Origin of the sequence: Kocuria marina (assembly GCF_000786655.1) — a bacterium.
Classification (GTDB): domain Bacteria; phylum Actinomycetota; class Actinomycetes; order Actinomycetales; family Micrococcaceae; genus Kocuria; species Kocuria marina_A.
Genome location: NZ_JROM01000045.1, coordinates 82,139 through 99,609, shown reverse-complemented (window position 1 = coordinate 99,609; position 17,471 = coordinate 82,139). Strand labels below are relative to the sequence as shown.

Genomic DNA, 17,471 nt, shown 5'->3' with positions numbered 1-17,471 from the left:
CCGAGCACCGTCGTCAGCGGATTGCCGGCGGCCGCGTGGGTTCAGAACAGGAAGTACCGCTGGGCCATGGGGAGCACGTCCACGGGCTCGCACGTGACCTTCTCGCCGTCCACGCGCACCTCGTAGGTTTCGGGGTCCACGTCCAGCTCGGGGGTCTCGCCGTTGAACGCGAGGTCGGACTTGCGCAGGGACCGGATGCCGTGGACCGCCTTGACGGTCTTCCGCAGACCTAGCTGCTCCGGGACGCCCGCGTCCACGGCCGCCTGGGACATGAACGTGACGGAGGAGGAGTGCACCGCGGAACCCAACCCGCCGAACGAACCGCGCATGGTCATGGGCTGGGGCGTGGGGATGGACCCGTTGGAATCGCCCATGAGGGAGGAGACCACCTGCCCGCCCTTGAACACCATGAACGGCTTGACGCCGAAGAACGCGGGTTCCCACAACACCAGGTCCGCGAACTTCCCGACCTCCACGCTGCCCACGTAGTCACTCACACCGTGGGCGAGCGCGGGGTTGATCGTGTACTTGGAGATGTAGCGCTTGAGCCGGAAGTTGTCGCCGCGCTCGGTGTCACCGTCCAGCTTGCCGCGCTGCTTCTTCATCTTGTCCGCGACCTGCCACGTCCGCAGGATCACTTCCCCCACGCGGCCCATGGCCTGGGAGTCGGAACTCGTGATGGAGAAGATGCCCATGTCCTGCAGCACGTCCTCCGCGGCGATCGTCTCCGGGCGGATGCGCGAATCCGCGAACGCCACGTCCTCGGGGATGTCCGGGTTGAGGTGGTGGCACACCATGAGCATGTCCAGGTGCTCCTCCTCCGTGTTGCGCGTGAACGGCAACGTGGGGTTCGTGGAGGCGGGCAGGACGTTGGGGAACGCGGCGATCTTGATGATGTCCGGGGCGTGGCCACCGCCGGCACCTTCGGTGTGGTACGTGTGGATGACCCGCCCGTCGATTGCCCGGATCGTGTCCTCCACGAACCCGGCCTCGTTCAGGGTGTCCGTGTGGATGGCCACCTGCACGTCGTAGTGGTCGGCCACCTTGAGCGAGTTGTCGATCGCCGCGGGCGTGGCGCCCCAGTCCTCGTGCACCTTCAGTCCGATGGCCCCGGCCTTGATCTGTTCGGCCAGCGGTTCCACCGCGCTCGCGTGCCCCTTGCCCAGCAGGCCCACGTTCATGGGGAAGTTCTCGACGGCGCGCAGCATGTTCGCGAGGTTCCAGGACCCGGGCGTGATGGTCGTGGCCTTCGTGCCCTCCGCGGGCCCGGTGCCGCCGCCGATCATGGTGGTGATCCCCGAGTTCAGGGCTGTGGCGAACTGGTCCGGACTGATGAAGTGGATGTGGGTGTCCAGGCCCCCGGCGGTGAGGATGCGCCCTTCACCGGCCACGGCCTCGGTCGCGGGACCGATCACCACCTCCACGCCGTCCATGATGTTGGGGTTGCCGGCCTTGCCGATCGCCAGGATCCGCCCGTCCCGCAGACCCACGTCCGCCTTGTAGATCCCGGTGTGGTCCAGGACGATCACGTTCGTGATCACGGTGTCCGCCACGGCCAGGTCACCGGGGGCACCGTCGCGGACGGTGTTGCCGTCCTGACCCATCCCGTCGCGGATGACCTTCCCGCCGCCGAACACGGTTTCGTCTCCGTGACTCGTGAGGTCCTTCTCCACCTCCAGGAACAGGTCCGTGTCCGCGAGTCGGACGGCGTCCCCCGTGGTGGGACCGTACAAGCCGGCGTACTGCTGCCGGGACATCTCGAAGCTCATGCGCGTTCCTCACTGCCCAGGGGGCCGTTGACGGCGTTGCGGAATCCGAACACGGCACGGTCACCGGCCATCGCCACCAGGCGGACGGTCTTCTTGTCCCCCGGTTCGAAACGCACCGCCGTGCCGGCGGGGATGTCGAGGTGGAAGCCGCGAGCGGCGTCGCGATCGAAGCGCAGCGCCGGGTTGGTCTCCGCGAAATGGAAGTGGGAACCCACCTGCACCGGGCGGTCACCGGTATTGGTGACGTCCAGCTCCACGGTGTCGCGGCCCTCGTTGCACACCACGGGGGTGTCCGCCAGGACGTATTCGCCAGGGATCATGGGAGTCTCCTGCCTATCGGATGGGGGTGTGGACGGTGACGAGCTTGGTGCCGTCCGGGAAGGTGGCCTCCACCTGGACGTCCGAGATCATCTCGGGCACACCCTCCATGACGTCGTCCCGGCCGAGGATGGTGGTCCCCCAACTCATGAGGTCCGCCACCGTGCGGCCGTCCCGGGCGCCCTCGATCAGTTCGTAGCTGATGATCGCCACGGCCTCCGGGTAATTGAGCTTCAGGCCCCGGGCCTGGCGTCTGCGTGCGAGGTCCGCGGCGACGACGATCTGCAGTTTCTCCTGCTCGCGAGGGATCAGGTGCATTGCGGCTCCAAGGATGGTCAGAAGGACGTCCGGCAGGGAAAGAAGACTACCTAACAATCGGCATGCTACGCCTGACGTGTGAAAACACACCCCGTAGTGCTCCGTCGTGTTCTTAGGAGTTGCCCGGGAGCCGTCCGGGCCTGCGCGCGGAGGTGCCCGAGTGGCACAGGTCGCCGGGCCCGGTCGACGACGCCGCGCAGTGCCCGACGCCGCATTGGGTGCGCTCCGCGGGTACGACGACGCCCGGGCTTCGTGTGCGGAACCCGGGCGTCGTCGTCGTGCAGTGGTCGTGGCGCGTTCGCTACGCGCGGGCATCACGAAGGATGGAGCCTACAGCTTCCACTCCCAGGCCTGGTCCACGAAACCGGGCGCATAGACCAGGGTTCCCGTTTTCGCGGGCACGTCCAACACAATCTTGCCGGTCGCACGCTCGGCGGGCCCCATCTCCGGGATCCGCTCTGCATCGGGCAAGCACATGTAGGACGCGGCTGATGCCACCGAGTTCGCCGTGGTCCCGGCCGGAGTGATGAATTTCCATTCGTGCGGATTGAACATGTAATCAGTGCCGTAGAAGGCCTCTTGGAACTGTTCCCTCGGTCCGGTCTCAGCGGACACATCGAGGGTCACGAAGTGCCCGTTCTCGGGTTTCTGTGCGTAACTGGTGCTGCACTTCGGGTCCACCTCGATCCTGTTCACCACGAAATTCACGACCGGGGTGCTCTCCTGACCGTTGATGGTGATGGACGAGGATTCGCCCACGCGCTTCATCAGGTTCCCCCGCTCGGACAGGCCCGGAGTGGGCTGGGCTTGCGTGGTCTCGGCAACTGCGGGCTCCACGCTCGGCGCCGTGGGGGCGCTCGCGGGTGCGTCGCCGGATCCCGCGCACGCGGTGAGTCCAAGGAGCAGGACGGGTACGGCCAGCAGTTGAGCCGAGATCTTCATAGTGAACCTTCCGGTCGAGGGGACATGGGATGCAGCCCGCGGAGCTGCCGCCGAGACAGTCGATGAGGGAGAGAATAACTTTGCACTCGCACATGCGGTGATCCGACGCGAATGTTACGTCTGAGTAAGCACAAGGCACCGGAGGTGCGGCGTCCGGCGGGGGCGGGTCACCGACTGTGGTCGGCGGGATCCGTGTGGTCGGAGGTCAGGGAGCGGAGGCGGCGAAGGTCCTCGGGATGCATGTCCTTCTGCGCTTCGAGTCCGTCGAGCAGCAGTTGCATCTGTCGCTGCAGAGCCGGAACCAGATCGGGGTGCCCCTGGTTCCGCAGGTGGGTGATCAGCATCCGCAGCACCCGCAGCATGGTGGCGGCCACGTCCGGCTGGTCGAGGCACGTCTGCCGGAGCTGATCGAAGGCGTGGGCGATGTATTCCTCATGGGAGAGGTTCCAGGGCTGGACGAGTACCCGGCGGGATCCGTCCTGCAACGCCGGGGGTGGAAGGGGAGTGATGAGCAATGTCCGCATCAGACTCCCCAGCCGGAGGATGACTTCCACGGCGGTCGTGGGGTCATTCACGGCCGGACTCAGGGCACGCAGCCCGATGTCCACGAGCTGCCGGATGGAGAAGTCGACGTCCTGGAGCGTGGTGCGCATGTCGGACACGCCGATCGACCCGGTGAGACTCTTCCTGCTGGCGGCCGAGGGGCGGGGCCACACCGTCAACAGGGGTTCACCCGCGTGGATGTAAGCACCCACGCGGGTGCCCATGCGCACGGTGGTGCTGGGGGAGGCGGCCGCGAGGAGCTGGCGGATGTCCACCTGACTGATCCATCCGCTGCGCGTGGCGGAAATGACTGCGGCGTCGTCGGGGGCATCGTGGAAGTCCCGGGGGTCGACCTCACGCATCCCGGAGGGCACTTCGTCGAGTGCGGCGGCCACCTTCTCTCCCTCGTCCGCGATGACCCGGGCCACGTTGCCCACCTGGAGCCCGTGGGCCAGGTGGTCCAGGTGCACGATGATGCCGATCACGGTGATCAGCGTCAGCACCACGGCGAGCGTCAGCGACACCCTCGGAGCAGGGACCGTGGTCTCCCCGCTGACACTGGGCAGCACCAGCACGCAGTAGAAGAAGGTGGCCACGAGCAGACCGATCACGCGCTGACTCAGCCGGTCCCGGATGAAGGACCGCATGACCCGTGGGGAGAACTGGCTGCTGGCCAATTGCAGGCTGACCACGGTCAGGGAGAACACCACGCCCACGGTGGTGATCATCGCCCCGGCCACGGTGGCCAGCAACCACGTGGCGGCGTTGCTGCTCATCTCCAACGTGAACGGCACGTGGGTGTCGTACCCCAGGGCGTGATCGACGGACGTCGCGATGATCGCCAATACGATCCCGCCCAGCATGATGATGGCGGGGTAGAGGAACAGGCTCTCCTCGAACCGGTACCGCAGCGCCGCGAGGCGCAGCCGCCACGAGACGCCTCCACGTCCAGCCACTGTCTGTCCTCCGAGCTTTGTTCGCCGACGAGCCTGCCGATCGTCAGCCTACCCAGTCCGTTCACGGAGGCGGGCACGCGGAGCCCGGGCAAGGGGGCGGCACTTCGATAGCCTGGCCCCATGACGGAACAGAACAAGTGGCTTGCCCAGGTGGCTCGGAACCCCGGGCATTCCCAGTGGTACATCGAACGGTTCCGCACCATGGCCGCGCGCGGTGAGGACATCGTGGGGGAGGCCCGGCTCATCGACGCCATGGTTCCCCGCGGCGCTCGCATCCTGGATGCCGGGTGCGGAGCGGGGCGGCTGTCCGGGTACCTGCACGCGGCCGGGCATCGGATGGTCGGGGTGGACGTGGATCCCGAGTTGATCGACGCCGCCCGGCAGGACTACCCGGGCCCTGAGTATCGCGTGGCCGATCTCGCCGTACTGACCGACATGGACCTCGGAGACCCCTTCGACGTCATCGTGTGCGCGGGCAACGTGGTCACCTTCCTCGCGGAAAGCACCCGGCGGGACGTGCTACGCGGCTTCCGCAGCCACCTGGGTCGGGACGGCCGCGCGGTGGTCGGTTTCGGCGCGGGGCGCGGCTACTCCGCCGAGGAGTTCTTCGCCGACGCCGCTGCGGAGGGTCTCACACCGCAACTCACCCTGGCGGGGTGGGACGTACGCCCCTGGTCCCCGGACAGCGATTTCCTTGTGGCCGTGCTGGGCGCCGCCGCGAAGTGAGTCGCGGCCGCATTCCGTGAACGAGTGGCCCCGGATCAACCGTTGAAGCGGTCCACCGTTTCGCGTAAGGCGTCGCTGAATCCGTAGATCTGCTCAAGGGCGTCGATCCCGTGGCGCGTTTCCACCTTGTTCTCGTCGAGAAGGCCCACGTACTTGCGGCTTCTGTTGAAATGCAGGCGGGCAATCGTCTTGCGGTTGTTGTTATCCAATAGAACCGCGCAGTATGACTTCGCGTCCCGATAGGTCACCCGAGACATGTCGACCCGATCGCAGACGATCGCACGGACGATGTTGAACGCGGTGAGTTCATCCGCCGTGGTGACGATGTCGTCCTGGCTCTCCTCGAGATCGCGTTCGGCTTCCTCCCGACTGGTGACCTCTTCCGTGACGTCGTCGCCGGAGGGCATCGACGGGGGCACCGAGCTCGCGCCCAGAGCGGTGGCGAGGCGATTGTTGACCTGTTCGTTGAGGAATTGCTGGGACGCTTTGCTCACCAGCGGCGTGAATTGTTCGCGCACCTTTTGAGTGAACGCACCTTCGTAAACCCGGTTGGTGAAGAACCGGACCCAATCGTCGGACGGCTCCTTGAACTGAGCCGCAATGGCTCGCTTGATCTGCCCCACGTACTTCAACTCGCCGGCAGCGTTGATGATGGAATCCAGATCGAATTCCGTCTTGCTCAGCTTGAGCAGTTCCGGGATCAACGTGGCATCGATGTCGAGCAGGTCCAGGACGAGGAACGGTTTGTCGTCCATGCGGTTGGGCGCATCGAGGTCGGTGTAGAAGTGGTACTTCTCCCCGTTCGTCAGAATGGCTATGCGAGCGTTCGTGACGGCGAAGTACCGGTACAGCTGCGAAGCGTGCTCGAGTGAAAGCGGTGACCCCACGTGCTTGCACTCGATGAGCATCTGGATTTGCCCGTCCTGGACGATCGCGTAATCGATCTTCTCGCCCTTTTTCAGGCCGACATCCGCCGTGAACTCCGGAACCACCTCGGAGGGGTTGAACACGTCGTATCCCAGGATCGTGGAGATGAAGGGCATGACGAATGCGTTCTTGGTGGCTTCCTCCGTTTGGAGTGCATCCTTTTGATGCGCGACCTTGTTTGCAAGAGCGGCCAGGCGTTCCGTGAATTCCATGAGTTCCTCCGGGTGAGGGAAATCAAACAGTGCAAGTGTCACGCCGGGGGGGGCGATTATGCACTTCCTGAATTGGATCCACCCTACTGACCCGCCGTTCCAATTCAGCGGGACGCGCCGTGCATGATTACCGATTCATCCCCGACAACGCCTGCAGGTGCTCCGGGCGGACGGGTGTCGCGTGGGGTTGGTAGTCGTCGTGCTTGCCGAGCCAGGACTTGATGTAGGGGCACACCGGGACGATGGTCTTCCCGTCGGCGATGGTGCCGTCCAAGGCCCCCCGCGCGAGCTTGGACGCGAGACCCTGACCGCTGTAAGCGTCGTCGACGGTCGTGTGGTAGAAGATCCGCTGCGGCTCGTCGGCGCCGTCGAACGGCAGGTAGTGCGCCTCGCCGATGACCGCGTCACCGTCGAGGAGTTCGTAGCGGCGCCCGTCGGCGTTGTGGCGGACGGTGATGTCGGATTCGGTTTCCACAAGACTCCCCTGGGTGGGATCGGACGGGAGTGGGATCGGGCGGGCTCAGCCGCGGGGACGCAGGGTGACGGTGGGCAGGGTCGGGGCCGGCAGCGGGGCAGGCTGACCGTCGGGGAAGGGACCAAAGCGCGGGTACGGGGTCCCGTCCGAGTAGGTTCCGGACTCCGGGGTGGGGGCCGGTTCGGCGTCGATCTCGGCCTGCCACTGCTCGCGGTAGGCCACGACCTCCTCGTGGGTGCGGCCCACGAAGTTCCACCACATCACGATCTGTTCCCCCAGGGGCTCCCCGCCCAGGAGCATGGCCCGCACGGGCTTCTCACCGGCGGTCAGGACCATGCTGTCCCGCCCCGTGGGAAGGTAGGCCAGATGGTCCTCGGGAACCGGCGCCGAGTTCAGGCTCAGGTCCCCGGTGTCCACCAGGACCCCGTGCTCGAAGGACGGGTCCAGGTCCAGTTTCAGTTCCGCTCCCGGTTCCATGAGGATCTCGGCGGCCACCAGCGGGGGTGTGTACGTGTTCACGGGGGACGTGGACCCGGCCAGCTCACCGATGAATATCCGCAGCTCGGCGCCGTGGCTCTTCACGGGCTCGGGCGTGTAGTGCTCGAAGGTCGGTGCCATGTGGCGGGTGTCGTCCGGCAGGGCGTACCACAGCTGCACGCCGTGCAGGGTGGTGGTGTCCGGGGTGGAGAACTCCTGGTGGGAGATCCCGCGCCCGGCGATCATGAGGTTGACCTCCCCAGGGCGCACGTCCGCGCTGTATCCAGCGGAGTCCAGGTGGGAGATGCCGCCGGTGAACAACCAGCTCACCGTGGCCAGCCCGGTGTGGGGGTGGCGCGCCACGGACATGCCCCCGGTGTCCGCCACGGGATCGGGGCCGTAGTGGTCCAGGAAGCACCACGCGCCGATGAGGCTTCGATGGCGCTGGGGCAGGGTGCGGCGCACGGTCATCGCGCGCGGGCCGCCCAGGGGCACGTCCCGCGGGGTCAGCAGGGCCGCGCCGGCCCCGATCGCCTCGGTGCACAGGACCTCTTGCGGGTTGCGTTCCAGGTTGGTCATCGCGCACCTCCGGTGCTCATGGTCGCGCCGGTGGACGCGGCCTTACGGGGACGGACGGGGTGTCCGGACAGGATGGAGATCCGGTTGAAGGCGTTGATCGCGATCGCTGTCCACTGCAGGGCGGAGTACTGCTCGTCGTTCAGTGCTTCCCGGGCCGCGGCCTGCTCGGCGTGCCGCGTGTTCTCGTCGGGCAACAGGGTGGCCGTTTCGGCGATGATCAGGGCGGCCCGTTCCACGGCATCGAAAAGGGCGGTGTCACGCCATGCGGGGAGCACGGCGAGTTGCTGCGCGGTCACCCCGGCCGCCTCGGCCTTGCGGACGTGCAGGTCCAGGCAGAACGCGCACCCGTTGAGCTGGGACACCCGCACGTTGACCAGCTCCACGACCGAGGCGGGGATGCCCGCATCCTCAGCAGCGGCACCGACCTTGCGGGAGAAGGCGTTGACCGCCCGCCAGCTGGAGGGGTCGGACTTGTCCAGGAAGAAACGGTCCTGCTCGGGCATGGCGGCTCCTCGTGGTTTCGTGCGCCGACTGTATTCGCCGGGGTCGACGACGCTGCTGTCGCGGCCACCCGGCGCGGGTCCGGGATGCGACGGGGCGGTCCGGGTGGAGATCAACTGGTTTGAACGGAAATATCTTCCTCGCAAGACTAACTTGCGGTCGGGGTTCGCTCAAGGGTGCGGGGCAGGGTGCAAGGCTGGAGATGGCTGCGCAAGAAGATTCTTAGACAAATGTTTCCGAGGCGAGGTAAAATCACCCCTCAGCTCAACGAGTTCTAAGGGCTTGAAAGGGGAGATCATGACCGCGCACACCGACACCGCTGCCCAGGCGGTGGACCCCGTGACCCTGTGGGGCCAGGTGATCGAGGGGTTCCAGGTCACCAACAAGAACCTGCACCGGACGATTGCCCGGGCGTACGACTTGGACGCCGCCGAGGCCGAGGCGTTGCTGCGGCTGATCCGCAGCCCACAACGGCGCATGTCCATGGCCGAACTGGCCCGGCAGGTGGCCTTCAGCACCGGCGGTTTCACCAAGGTCGCGGACCGGCTCACCAAGCGCGGTCTGGTCCAGCGCGCTCCGTGTCCCGAGGACCGGCGCGTCGTCTACCTCGAGCTCACCGCCGAGGGTCGCACCACGGCCGGAAAGGTCCGTGATCTCGTGGCCGAGACGATGACCGCCACGTTCGTGGACGTCCTGGGTCCGGAACGCGCCGTCGTGGTCGCCCAGGCGATGGCCGATCTGCACCGCAGCGGCCTGGATCGCGCGTAGCGGTCCAGGCGAGCGAGGTTCGAACTACCCCGGGCGTGGGACGATACCGCTCGTGGTTCGCCCGGGCCGCGGCACCCTTTACGCTTGTCCTTGATCGAGATGGCTGAGCACAAGGATTGAGGGAGCCTGATGGCCGCTGGACTGGCTGCGCTGCTGGATGACATCGCGGCACTCGCGAAGTTGACCGCCGCGAGTGTGGACGACGTCGCCGGCGCGGCGGGGCGTGCGAGCGCCAAGGCCGCGGGCGTCGTCGTCGACGACACCGCGGTGACCCCGCGATTCGTGCAGGGCGTGAACCCCAAGCGGGAACTGCCGATCATCAAGAAGATCGCGATCGGCTCCCTGCGCAACAAGCTGTTGATCATCCTGCCGGTGGCCCTGATCCTGAGCCAGTTCGCGCCGTGGTTGCTCACGCCGCTGCTGATGCTGGGCGGGACGTACCTGTGCTTCGAGGGCGCGGAGAAGGTGATCGAGCACCTGTCCCACAAGGACCACGCTCCCGACGAACCCGCCGCGAACCGCGGGCCGGAGGCGGAGAAGAAGATCACCTCCGGGGCGATCCGCACGGACCTGATCCTCAGCGCGGAGATCATGGTGATCGCGCTCAACGAGGTCTCCCACGAGCCGTTCCTGTCCCGCACGCTCATCCTGATCGTGGTGGCGATCGTCATCACGGTGCTCGTCTACGGCGTCGTGGCCCTGATCGTGAAGATGGACGACATCGGCCTGGCCCTGGCCCAGAAGGACTCCGAGGGCGCCCAGAAGTTCGGGCGGGGCCTGGTCAAGGCCATGCCCACGGTGCTGTCCGTGATCTCGATCGTGGGTGTCTTCGCCATGCTGTGGGTGGGCGGACACATCATCCTGGTGGGCATGGCCGACCTCGGGTTCACCCCCGTGTACGACTGGGTCCACCACCTGGGCGAGTCCGTGCACCACGTGGCCGGGGTGGGCCCCGCGCTCGCGTGGCTCGTGGAGACGTTCTGCGCGCTGGTGCTCGGCATCGTGTGGGGTTCCATCATCGTGGGCATCGTCCACGTGCTGCCCTTCGGCAAGAAGCACGGTGACGACGCCGCTCACTCCTCCGACGCCGCCAATCGTCAGTCCTCGGACGCCGCCGACGCCGCGTCCGGCCACCGGGGGGACGTCGCCGCGGTGCCCGGAGCGCCGTCGTCCGGGGTCTCGGCGACCGGGGCGCCGTCCTCGAAGAACTCCCATGAGGACGGCGGCTCGACCGCGCTCAGCGAGCCGCCCCGGGGCTGACCTCCCGCAACCCCGCCGAAGCGCACAGCTCCACGAGGCCTTCCATGCCGAAGGCCTGCAGCGGGCCCACCACCCCGCGCGCCCGTGAACGGTCCTTGAGCACGTGCTCCGCCCCGGCCGCCAAGAGGTGACCCGTGAGCGTGTAGACGTTGGGACCCGCCACATGGACCTCGGACACGGTCTCGCCCCGGGAGTCGGTGACCATTGCTATGGCCAGGGAGGACGACTTCGCCCGCTCACTCGCGCTCGGCCCGCCCTCGGACCCGGTCAGGGCGGTGATGCCCTTGCCGAGCGCCTTGCGGGCCAGGGACGAGGAACCGGCCACGGCCATCACGGGCAGCGTAGCCTTCATGACTGGCCCCGGCGCGGAGAACCACCCGTTGAACACCTCGATGTTCGCAACCTTCGGGAACGCGTCCGGCAGGAACACGATCTCGCTCCCGGGGACCATCACCGCACTGCGCTTCGCCCCGTCTACCGTGAACGTGTGTTGCCGCGGTATCCGCCCCGGCTTCTGCCACCGGTGATCACGCCACACCAGGAACGGTTTGCTCAGCTCTTCGAGCATGGTGGTCATGGTCCCGCCGCTCAGCCCGGTAGGGCCCGCCCCGGGGGCGAAGTAGCCCACCCGCAGGGTCTCGGCGCGGTCCCCGGCGCGTTCCAGAGCCAGGGATCCTGCGAGGATCCCGGGCACGTAGTCGTAACCGAATGCGGGCAGCATGGTGCCGCGGGGCGCATCACCCGGCGCAGCGGCGTCGTCGGACGCGGCGGCGGGATAGCGCTTCTGGAGTCGACGCACGAAGCCCACCTCACCCGTCGAGTCCAGGTAGTGGGCACCCTGGGCCGCGGCGGCGTCCGCGGCCACGTCCCCGAGTCGCTCGAAGGGACCCACGGTGGTGACCAGGACGTCCCCCTCGGAGACCAGCGCGCGGACGGAATCGGGCTCGGCCAGGTCCGCGGTCCGCACGTCCAGGCCGCCCAGCGTGCAGGCCAGCTGGTTCAGGGGCCGTTCGCGGCGCCCGGCCAGGACGGGGCGGACTCCCCTTTCCACGAGGGACTCGACCACCAGGCGGCCGGTGTATCCGGTGGCTCCGAAAACCACCACGTGAGCGTTCATGGGTGTCCTCCTGCGCTGGGACGGACCGCAACGGATGTCGTGCGGGCTGATTCGTCACGTTACGGGACGGAGCCGGAGTGCGCGACGACTACGCGGGCTCCCCGCGGACCACGTCCACGTGCACGTGGTCCAGGTGGCGCAGGATCTCGTTCGCGGGCGGCGGCGCGTTGTAGGGGTGCCAGCGCCCGGCGGGGGAGCGCGAACCCCAGACCATGTCGTCGAAGATCACGTACTGGACGTCCAGGTCCTCGGCGTGGGCCACGAGCCAGTGCGCGAGCTGCCACCCCTGCCGGCGGTTCTCCTCCGTCACGGGGCGGAAGAACACATCGACGGCGCGCCCGTCGTAGTGCGTGGAATTCTCGCCATGTCCGTGGCCCACACCGCCCGGGGCGTAACCGCCGAGGCTCAGGGGGCCGAAGACCTCGATCATCGCGTCCCGGACCGCTTCGGCCCGGGGCGTCAGCCCGGAGGGGGTGATCTCCTGCGCCTGGAGTCCCTCGTTGCTGTGCCCGCGGCAGCGCAGGCTGGGCCCGGCGTCGTCGGGCGGGCCGTGCGTGAGACGCTCCATGACAGTCGGCTCCACGCCGGGTACCGCGGAGGCGTCCGCACCGCGCACGACGGCGGTGGTCGCGGCTTTGGCCTCCTCGCGGGTCAGAGGGACGTCCCCGTCCTGCGTGGTCACGGTGCATACCGCCCTGCCCAGTGCGGGAGGGGCACTCGACACGATCGAACGCAGCGGTCCCGAACCGGCCCACACGGCACCCACCACGAGGGCCAGCACCACGAGCAGACCCAACGTCCAGCCGACGGCGCGTCCCGGAGCGCGGCTCATGAGGCGGACGGGGACGTGGTGTGCGGGTGCATGACGGGTCCTTATCGGGGCGCGGTCGTGTGTCACCATGATGCCGGGTCAACCTTGCCGCGCCCTGCGTACCGGCCCGCTCCCGTGCCCCCGGAGGTCATGATGAACGAACGCCCCGTGTCCCCGTGGCGGATCGAGGACGTGGACGTCCCTGGCTACCTCGCGGCATTGGACGTCGACGCCGCGCAGCTCGCCGCCGCCCCGCGGGACCTGGGCCTGCTCGAACGGCTGCACCGCGCCCATGTCTTCACGTTCCCGTTCAGCAACGTGGAGGTGCTGCTCGGACGGCATCCCGGGGTGGAATTGGCGACCGTGCAGGACCAACTCGTCCGACGCCGCCGCGGCGGGTACTGCTTCGAGCACTCGCAGTTGTTCGCGGCCGTTCTGGAAACGCTGGGCTTCACCGTGCGCCGCGCCCTGGGCCGCGTGCGTTCGTTCGACAGCCCCCGCACCCACATGACCGTGATGGTGAACCTCGCCGGCACACGCTACCTGTGCGATCCCGGGTTCGGTTTCAGCATCACGGGTCCCATCCCGTTGCACGACGGCGCTCGCCGCGTGGAGGGGGACCGCACCTTCTCGATCGGGCGGGTCACGGACGAGGGCTGGCCCGTGTGGTCGTTCGAGCGGGACGGGGCCATGGAACACGTGCTGGACGAGTCCACCATCCACCCCGCGGACGTGCGGATGGGCCACCTGCAGACCTCGACCGGTGCGGAGTCCATATTCCGCCATCACCTCATGGTCATGAAGCACACCCCGCGGGGCCACGTGACTGTGACCGAACACGGCACCACCGTGCGCACCCCCGGGCGGCCGACCCGGCAGCGGGAACTGACGGCCCCGGAGATCGTGACCGAGGTCCGGGATCTGGGCGTGCGGATCACCGAGGAGGAAGACGCGCAGCTCACCGACGTCGTGACCCGGATGAGGGGTTGATCGGGGCGGGACCGGCGGCCGCAGGCGGCCAGTCGTGGGGGCGACGGCTGCGAGCGGCCGGGACACCAAAAATTAACGCGGCACGGGCTTCGCGTTCGCAAAATTCCATCACGCCGATGGCATGATCTTCACCTGGCTGAGCATTTCCCCCGATGCTCTGCCAGTGCTGCGCCCGGAATGAGCTGACCGAGCGGGCCACAACTGAATACCCCCCCCATGTAGAAAGCAGCCCCCCATGCGTTTCTTCCGTTCCTCCGTGGTGCCCGCGGCGGCCCTCGCCGTGGTCACGGCGCTGTCCCCGTTGGCGCTCTCCCCGTCACTCCTGGCCCCGGCGAACGCCGCTCCCGCAGTGGCCGCTCCCGCGGTTCCCGCGGTCCGGACCGCGCCGCGGGTTCCCGAGGCGCCCGTGCACGCGGCTCAGGCCCCCGCCCTTCCCGCGACCGCCCATCACAAACCCTTCAAGGCCGCGGGCAAGAACTCGAGCTACCACATCTACACGAACGGCATCGACCGTTCGAAGGCCGTGGGTGTGCTGTTCTACCTGGGCGGCGACTACGACAACCCCGGCGAGACCTGGGTGCACAGCCCCCAAGGGACCGCGCTCACAGCACTGGCCGCTCAGGCCCGCAAGAAGAACATGATCCTGGTGGTCCCCATCTCCCCGGACCACAAGCTCAAGCCCAACGGCATCACGTGGTGGGAGGACGCGGACGGCAACGGCGACTACTTTCGCGCGCTCAAGGACAGCCTCGTGAAGACCTACGACCTGGACACCTCCCGCGTGTGGCTCGCCGGCTACTCGGGTGGCGCGGAGTTCATCACGTACGAGCTGCTGGCCGATCGGCAGAACTGGATCCGTGGCGGCGGTGCGACAATCATCGGCGGCGGCGGTGCCAGCGGCATGCAGACCGCGCCGAGTGCCGCGGTGCGCTCCCTCCCGATCACGTGGCACGCCGGGACCAAGGACGTGGTCGGAAGCACCAACCCGCCCACGTGGTCCGCGTCCGCCGCCGCAGCCCAGGGCATGAAGCGGTTCCGGGCGGACGGGTTCACCCGCACCTCCCTCAAGACCCTGCAGGGCTACGACCACGACGACTACGACATCGTGGGCCTGATCGCCCAGGGCTTGGCCACGCTGCCGCCCGCACCGACGACGACGGGCCAGACCGCCACACTGGGCACCCCTCAGACGTCCTGGCTGCGCGGGGCCATCCGGACCGACTACGTCGCCACGGGCGGGATGGGGACATACGGGCAACCGACGTCGGCGGAGAAGCCCACGGGCCGCGCGGGCGGGGTCTACCAGGGCTTCACGAAGAACTACACGTATTACTGGAGCCCCGCGACCGGCGCCCACCCCGTGAAGTGGGGGACCGGCATCGGTAACGCCTACAAGGCTGCCGGTCTGGAGCGCGGGTGGGGCTATCCCGTAATGGCGGAGCGCAAGATCCCCGGCGGCGCCTACCAGGACTTCCGCAACGGCAACGCCCGCTACCGCGCCATGTACTCCCCGGCCACGGGCACCCGCGTGATCAAGCTCAGCGGCGGGATCGGTACGGCCTGGCAGAAGGCCGGGCACGAACACGCGTGGGGGTACCCCGCGACCGACGAGTACGCCGTCTCCGGCGGTATGGCCCAGCGCTTTTCCCGCGGTGTGGTGGCCACGTGGCACCGCTCCACCGGCAAGGTCACGGTGAGTCGGGGGTAGCGGTACCCGACCGGTGTCCCGGACTCACGGCAACCACCGTACGTCCGGGGCGTGCCACCTGGGGCGTGCCACCCGGGACGTTGCACCCCTGGTCCGGACGAGGGCGAGATGCCCCGGTCCCCGCGCAGGGACACGACCGGCGCCTGCAGTTTCTCGGCCAGCGCGCGGATCTGATCCGCAGCGTGCCGGGCCTGCCCGTGCGCTGGGTCGACGACGTCGTGGCCGCGGTGGCCCGGCGGGTCGTGCGCCCCGGGGAAGCCGTCGCGGAGTCCGCGCTCAACGAGCGGCTGCGGATGTTCGTGCTCGACGCCGCGTTCTTCCGCCGGCACGCCGTGGACATGGGAGTGCTCAGGCGCGCTCCGGACGGGACCCGGTACGAACTGACCGAGGATTGAGCGGGGGCCGCGGCGCGAGGGGCCGGCCGCACCATCGATACGGAGGGTTCCCGCGGTCTCCGTCGGCTTCGGTTCTACGGAGCCGTCCGGTGGGGAGCGCCGGATAACGGTTGCCTTGGACCGGCCCCGCGAATGACGAAGTCCCGCCCGACCTTCCGGTCGAACGGGACTTCTTGCGGTGGGTGGTTCACGAAACCTGCCAGCAGGCGGATCCAGGGCCCAGATTCCCGGTAGTTGTACAGGGACGAGGCCCGGTTTTGTACACCGTCGATCGGAGGCGTCGGGCGGAGGCAGTCAGACTGATGCGTCGACAATGGCTCGCCCCGGCCCGCTGGGAGTGTCGGGAAGTGGGCTTCGAGCGGTGAGCACCATGAGAATCTCCACACCTGGGCCGGTGACGGTGGGGCCGTGCCCAACTGACACATAATCGTGCATCAGTCCCCGATGACAATCTCCGCCTAGACATGCCCGAGGTCCACAAGCGAAAGGGACGGCCGCACTTCAATCACCGACCGGACGCCACTGAGGACGTGTCTGACCTCGGATTCAGTGGAGGCCATGGCGGCCTGCCAGAACTGCCACGGTCTACCGCGCGCGGTCGCGCTTGGGAACATAGACTTGTCGACAAAGGGGCACGTGCCTCGATCAGGTGTGGTGACCTTTCAAGGAGATCCGGTGGCTATCAACTTTTCGTTGTCCAACAAGCGCCCCGAAGACCCGCTGGAGTCATGGGGAGGACGTCCGTGGCACGGATGGGTACCGGAGGCCGACCCCGAGGAAATCTGGGCGAACAACCGGGGGATCTGGAGATTCGGGAGCCGGGTCGAGGAAGAGCGCATCGCCACCTTCTCGCGGCAGGGAGAGATCGTGCTCGTGGCCGCGATCACCGGGATCGAAGACGTCGGTCCGGAATTCCAGGCCAACGGCGTTCGGCGCCGAGCCCTGCAAGGACATGTCCTACCTGCAGGGCACCCGGTGCATGAGGCCCTGATCGGTCGTTCCCTGCCCCGCCACCGCGTAGAACTCACCTATCACGACACCTCTGAGCAGGATGCGATGCTCGCCGCCGGAACCGGGCGCACGGCCACCGAAGAGCAGGCTCTCCTCGAGGCCCCTGAACAAGGGCGAGTCATGGATCGCCAACGTCGGAAGGCCCTTGAAGACGCCGCCCAGCACCGGTTGGAGACCTACTACCGCGACCGTGGCTGGGACGTCGAGGACGTCCGTTTCGACGGCCCCTACGACGCCATCGCTCGGAAGAACGGCCAGACCCTGTACCTGGAGGCCAAGGGCACTCAATCCAACGGCACCACCGTCACCGTGACCGCCGGGGAAGTAACCCACGCCCGGCAGCACCCCGGTGAGTGCATCATCGGGATCCTCAGCGGCCTACGGTTCACCGACAACGGTGAGCTCGACGACAGCAATGCGGAGTTCACACTTCGGCAGTGGTGCCCGGCCGAGGAAGACCTCCAAGCCATCGAATACCGATGGAATGCCCCGCCGACCACGGCATTCCACTGGGAAGAAGCCAGCGACTCATAGGGCCACCCACGAATGCGGCTCGGCCCCTGGTGATGTGATCACCAGGGGCCGAGCGGTTCAAGATTATGGAGTTAGTTGCGCTTGTCCTGAGACGTGGATCCACTCTTGCCTTGGGCGACAGTCCGGCCCGTCGA

At 67.7% G+C, this 17,471-nt stretch carries 18 protein-coding genes; 7 read left to right on the top strand and 11 right to left on the bottom strand.

Annotated elements, in window-relative coordinates; translation table 11 throughout:
- Positions 1–41 precede the first annotated feature (41 nt).
- From ureC to AS25_RS10410, 5 genes are all read right to left on the bottom strand, one after another.
- Positions 42–1,769 (bottom strand): urease subunit alpha, encoded by a 1,728-nt coding sequence (gene ureC / locus AS25_RS10430; protein ID WP_035964920.1) that lies wholly within the window; start codon positions 1,767–1,769, stop codon positions 42–44.
- Complete coding sequence (locus tag AS25_RS10425) at positions 1,766–2,089, bottom strand: urease subunit beta (protein ID WP_035964919.1); 324 nt, start codon at positions 2,087–2,089, stop codon at positions 1,766–1,768. Before AS25_RS10425 ends, ureC begins: the two co-directional genes overlap by 4 nt.
- Before the next feature lie 13 nt (positions 2,090–2,102).
- A complete protein-coding gene (locus AS25_RS10420; protein WP_035964916.1) occupies positions 2,103–2,405 on the bottom strand; it encodes an urease subunit gamma in 303 nt (100 codons plus the stop codon).
- A 330-nt stretch (positions 2,406–2,735) separates the two neighbouring features.
- Positions 2,736–3,347: a hypothetical protein gene (locus AS25_RS10415; RefSeq protein ID WP_035964913.1), complete on the bottom strand. Its 612-nt coding sequence runs from the start codon at positions 3,345–3,347 to the stop codon at positions 2,736–2,738.
- Between the two features lie 167 nt (positions 3,348–3,514).
- Positions 3,515–4,846: a DUF2254 domain-containing protein gene (locus AS25_RS10410; RefSeq protein ID WP_216594114.1), complete on the bottom strand. Its 1,332-nt coding sequence runs from the start codon at positions 4,844–4,846 to the stop codon at positions 3,515–3,517.
- Positions 4,847–4,966: 120 nt separating this feature from the next.
- Here AS25_RS10410 and AS25_RS10405 point away from each other — a divergent pair, with 120 nt between their 5' ends.
- Positions 4,967–5,572 (top strand): class I SAM-dependent methyltransferase, encoded by a 606-nt coding sequence (locus AS25_RS10405; RefSeq protein ID WP_035964912.1) that lies wholly within the window; start codon positions 4,967–4,969, stop codon positions 5,570–5,572.
- Between the two features lie 35 nt (positions 5,573–5,607).
- On the opposite strand, the gene AS25_RS10400 is transcribed toward AS25_RS10405, so the two are convergent.
- From AS25_RS10400 to AS25_RS10385, 4 genes are all read right to left on the bottom strand, one after another.
- Positions 5,608–6,711: a type I restriction endonuclease gene (locus AS25_RS10400; protein WP_035964911.1), complete on the bottom strand. Its 1,104-nt coding sequence runs from the start codon at positions 6,709–6,711 to the stop codon at positions 5,608–5,610.
- A 127-nt stretch (positions 6,712–6,838) separates the two neighbouring features.
- Entirely contained in the window at positions 6,839–7,186 is a 348-nt protein-coding gene (locus tag AS25_RS10395) for a GNAT family N-acetyltransferase (RefSeq protein WP_035964910.1), read from the bottom strand.
- 45 nt (positions 7,187–7,231) lie between these two features.
- Positions 7,232–8,242, bottom strand: a complete 1,011-nt coding sequence (locus AS25_RS10390) for a pirin family protein (RefSeq protein ID WP_035964909.1) — start codon at positions 8,240–8,242, stop codon at positions 7,232–7,234.
- Positions 8,239–8,745 (bottom strand): carboxymuconolactone decarboxylase family protein, encoded by a 507-nt coding sequence (locus AS25_RS10385; RefSeq protein WP_052160902.1) that lies wholly within the window; start codon positions 8,743–8,745, stop codon positions 8,239–8,241. The genes AS25_RS10390 and AS25_RS10385 overlap by 4 nt, the downstream gene beginning before the upstream one ends.
- A 295-nt stretch (positions 8,746–9,040) precedes the next feature.
- Between AS25_RS10385 and AS25_RS10380 the strand changes: the two genes are divergently transcribed.
- Positions 9,041–9,511 carry a MarR family winged helix-turn-helix transcriptional regulator gene (locus AS25_RS10380; RefSeq protein ID WP_052160901.1) on the top strand — a complete coding sequence of 157 codons (471 nt, stop codon included), beginning with the start codon at positions 9,041–9,043 and terminating at the stop codon, positions 9,509–9,511.
- 129 nt (positions 9,512–9,640) lie between these two features.
- On the top strand, positions 9,641–10,771 hold the full coding sequence (locus AS25_RS10375) for a DUF808 domain-containing protein (RefSeq protein ID WP_035964908.1): 1,131 nt from the start codon (positions 9,641–9,643) through the stop codon (positions 10,769–10,771).
- Here AS25_RS10375 and AS25_RS10370 read toward each other — a convergent pair.
- Positions 10,749–11,888, bottom strand: a complete 1,140-nt coding sequence (locus AS25_RS10370) for a saccharopine dehydrogenase family protein (protein WP_035964905.1) — start codon at positions 11,886–11,888, stop codon at positions 10,749–10,751. The genes AS25_RS10375 and AS25_RS10370 overlap by 23 nt on opposite strands.
- Before the next feature lie 88 nt (positions 11,889–11,976).
- Positions 11,977–12,720: a VldE C-terminal domain-containing protein gene (locus AS25_RS10365; protein ID WP_052160900.1), complete on the bottom strand. Its 744-nt coding sequence runs from the start codon at positions 12,718–12,720 to the stop codon at positions 11,977–11,979.
- A 129-nt stretch (positions 12,721–12,849) separates the two neighbouring features.
- Between AS25_RS10365 and AS25_RS10360 the strand changes: the two genes are divergently transcribed.
- The 4 genes from AS25_RS10360 to AS25_RS10345 all read left to right on the top strand — a co-directional run bounded on the left by AS25_RS10360 (position 12,850) and on the right by AS25_RS10345 (position 17,337).
- Positions 12,850–13,689 carry an arylamine N-acetyltransferase family protein gene (locus tag AS25_RS10360; RefSeq protein ID WP_084118148.1) on the top strand — a complete coding sequence of 280 codons (840 nt, stop codon included), beginning with the start codon at positions 12,850–12,852 and terminating at the stop codon, positions 13,687–13,689.
- Positions 13,690–13,924: 235 nt separating this feature from the next.
- Positions 13,925–15,397, top strand: a complete 1,473-nt coding sequence (locus tag AS25_RS13870) for an LGFP repeat-containing protein (protein WP_052160898.1) — start codon at positions 13,925–13,927, stop codon at positions 15,395–15,397.
- A gap of 65 nt (positions 15,398–15,462) precedes the next feature.
- A complete protein-coding gene (locus AS25_RS14310) occupies positions 15,463–15,792 on the top strand; it encodes a DUF2087 domain-containing protein (protein WP_156960954.1) in 330 nt (109 codons plus the stop codon).
- Positions 15,793–16,467: 675 nt separating this feature from the next.
- The gene (locus AS25_RS10345; protein WP_035964900.1) at positions 16,468–17,337 is read left to right on the top strand and encodes a protein NO VEIN domain-containing protein; all 870 of its coding nucleotides are present in this window, start codon (positions 16,468–16,470) and stop codon (positions 17,335–17,337) included.
- The last annotated feature ends 134 nt before the right edge of the window (positions 17,338–17,471 follow it).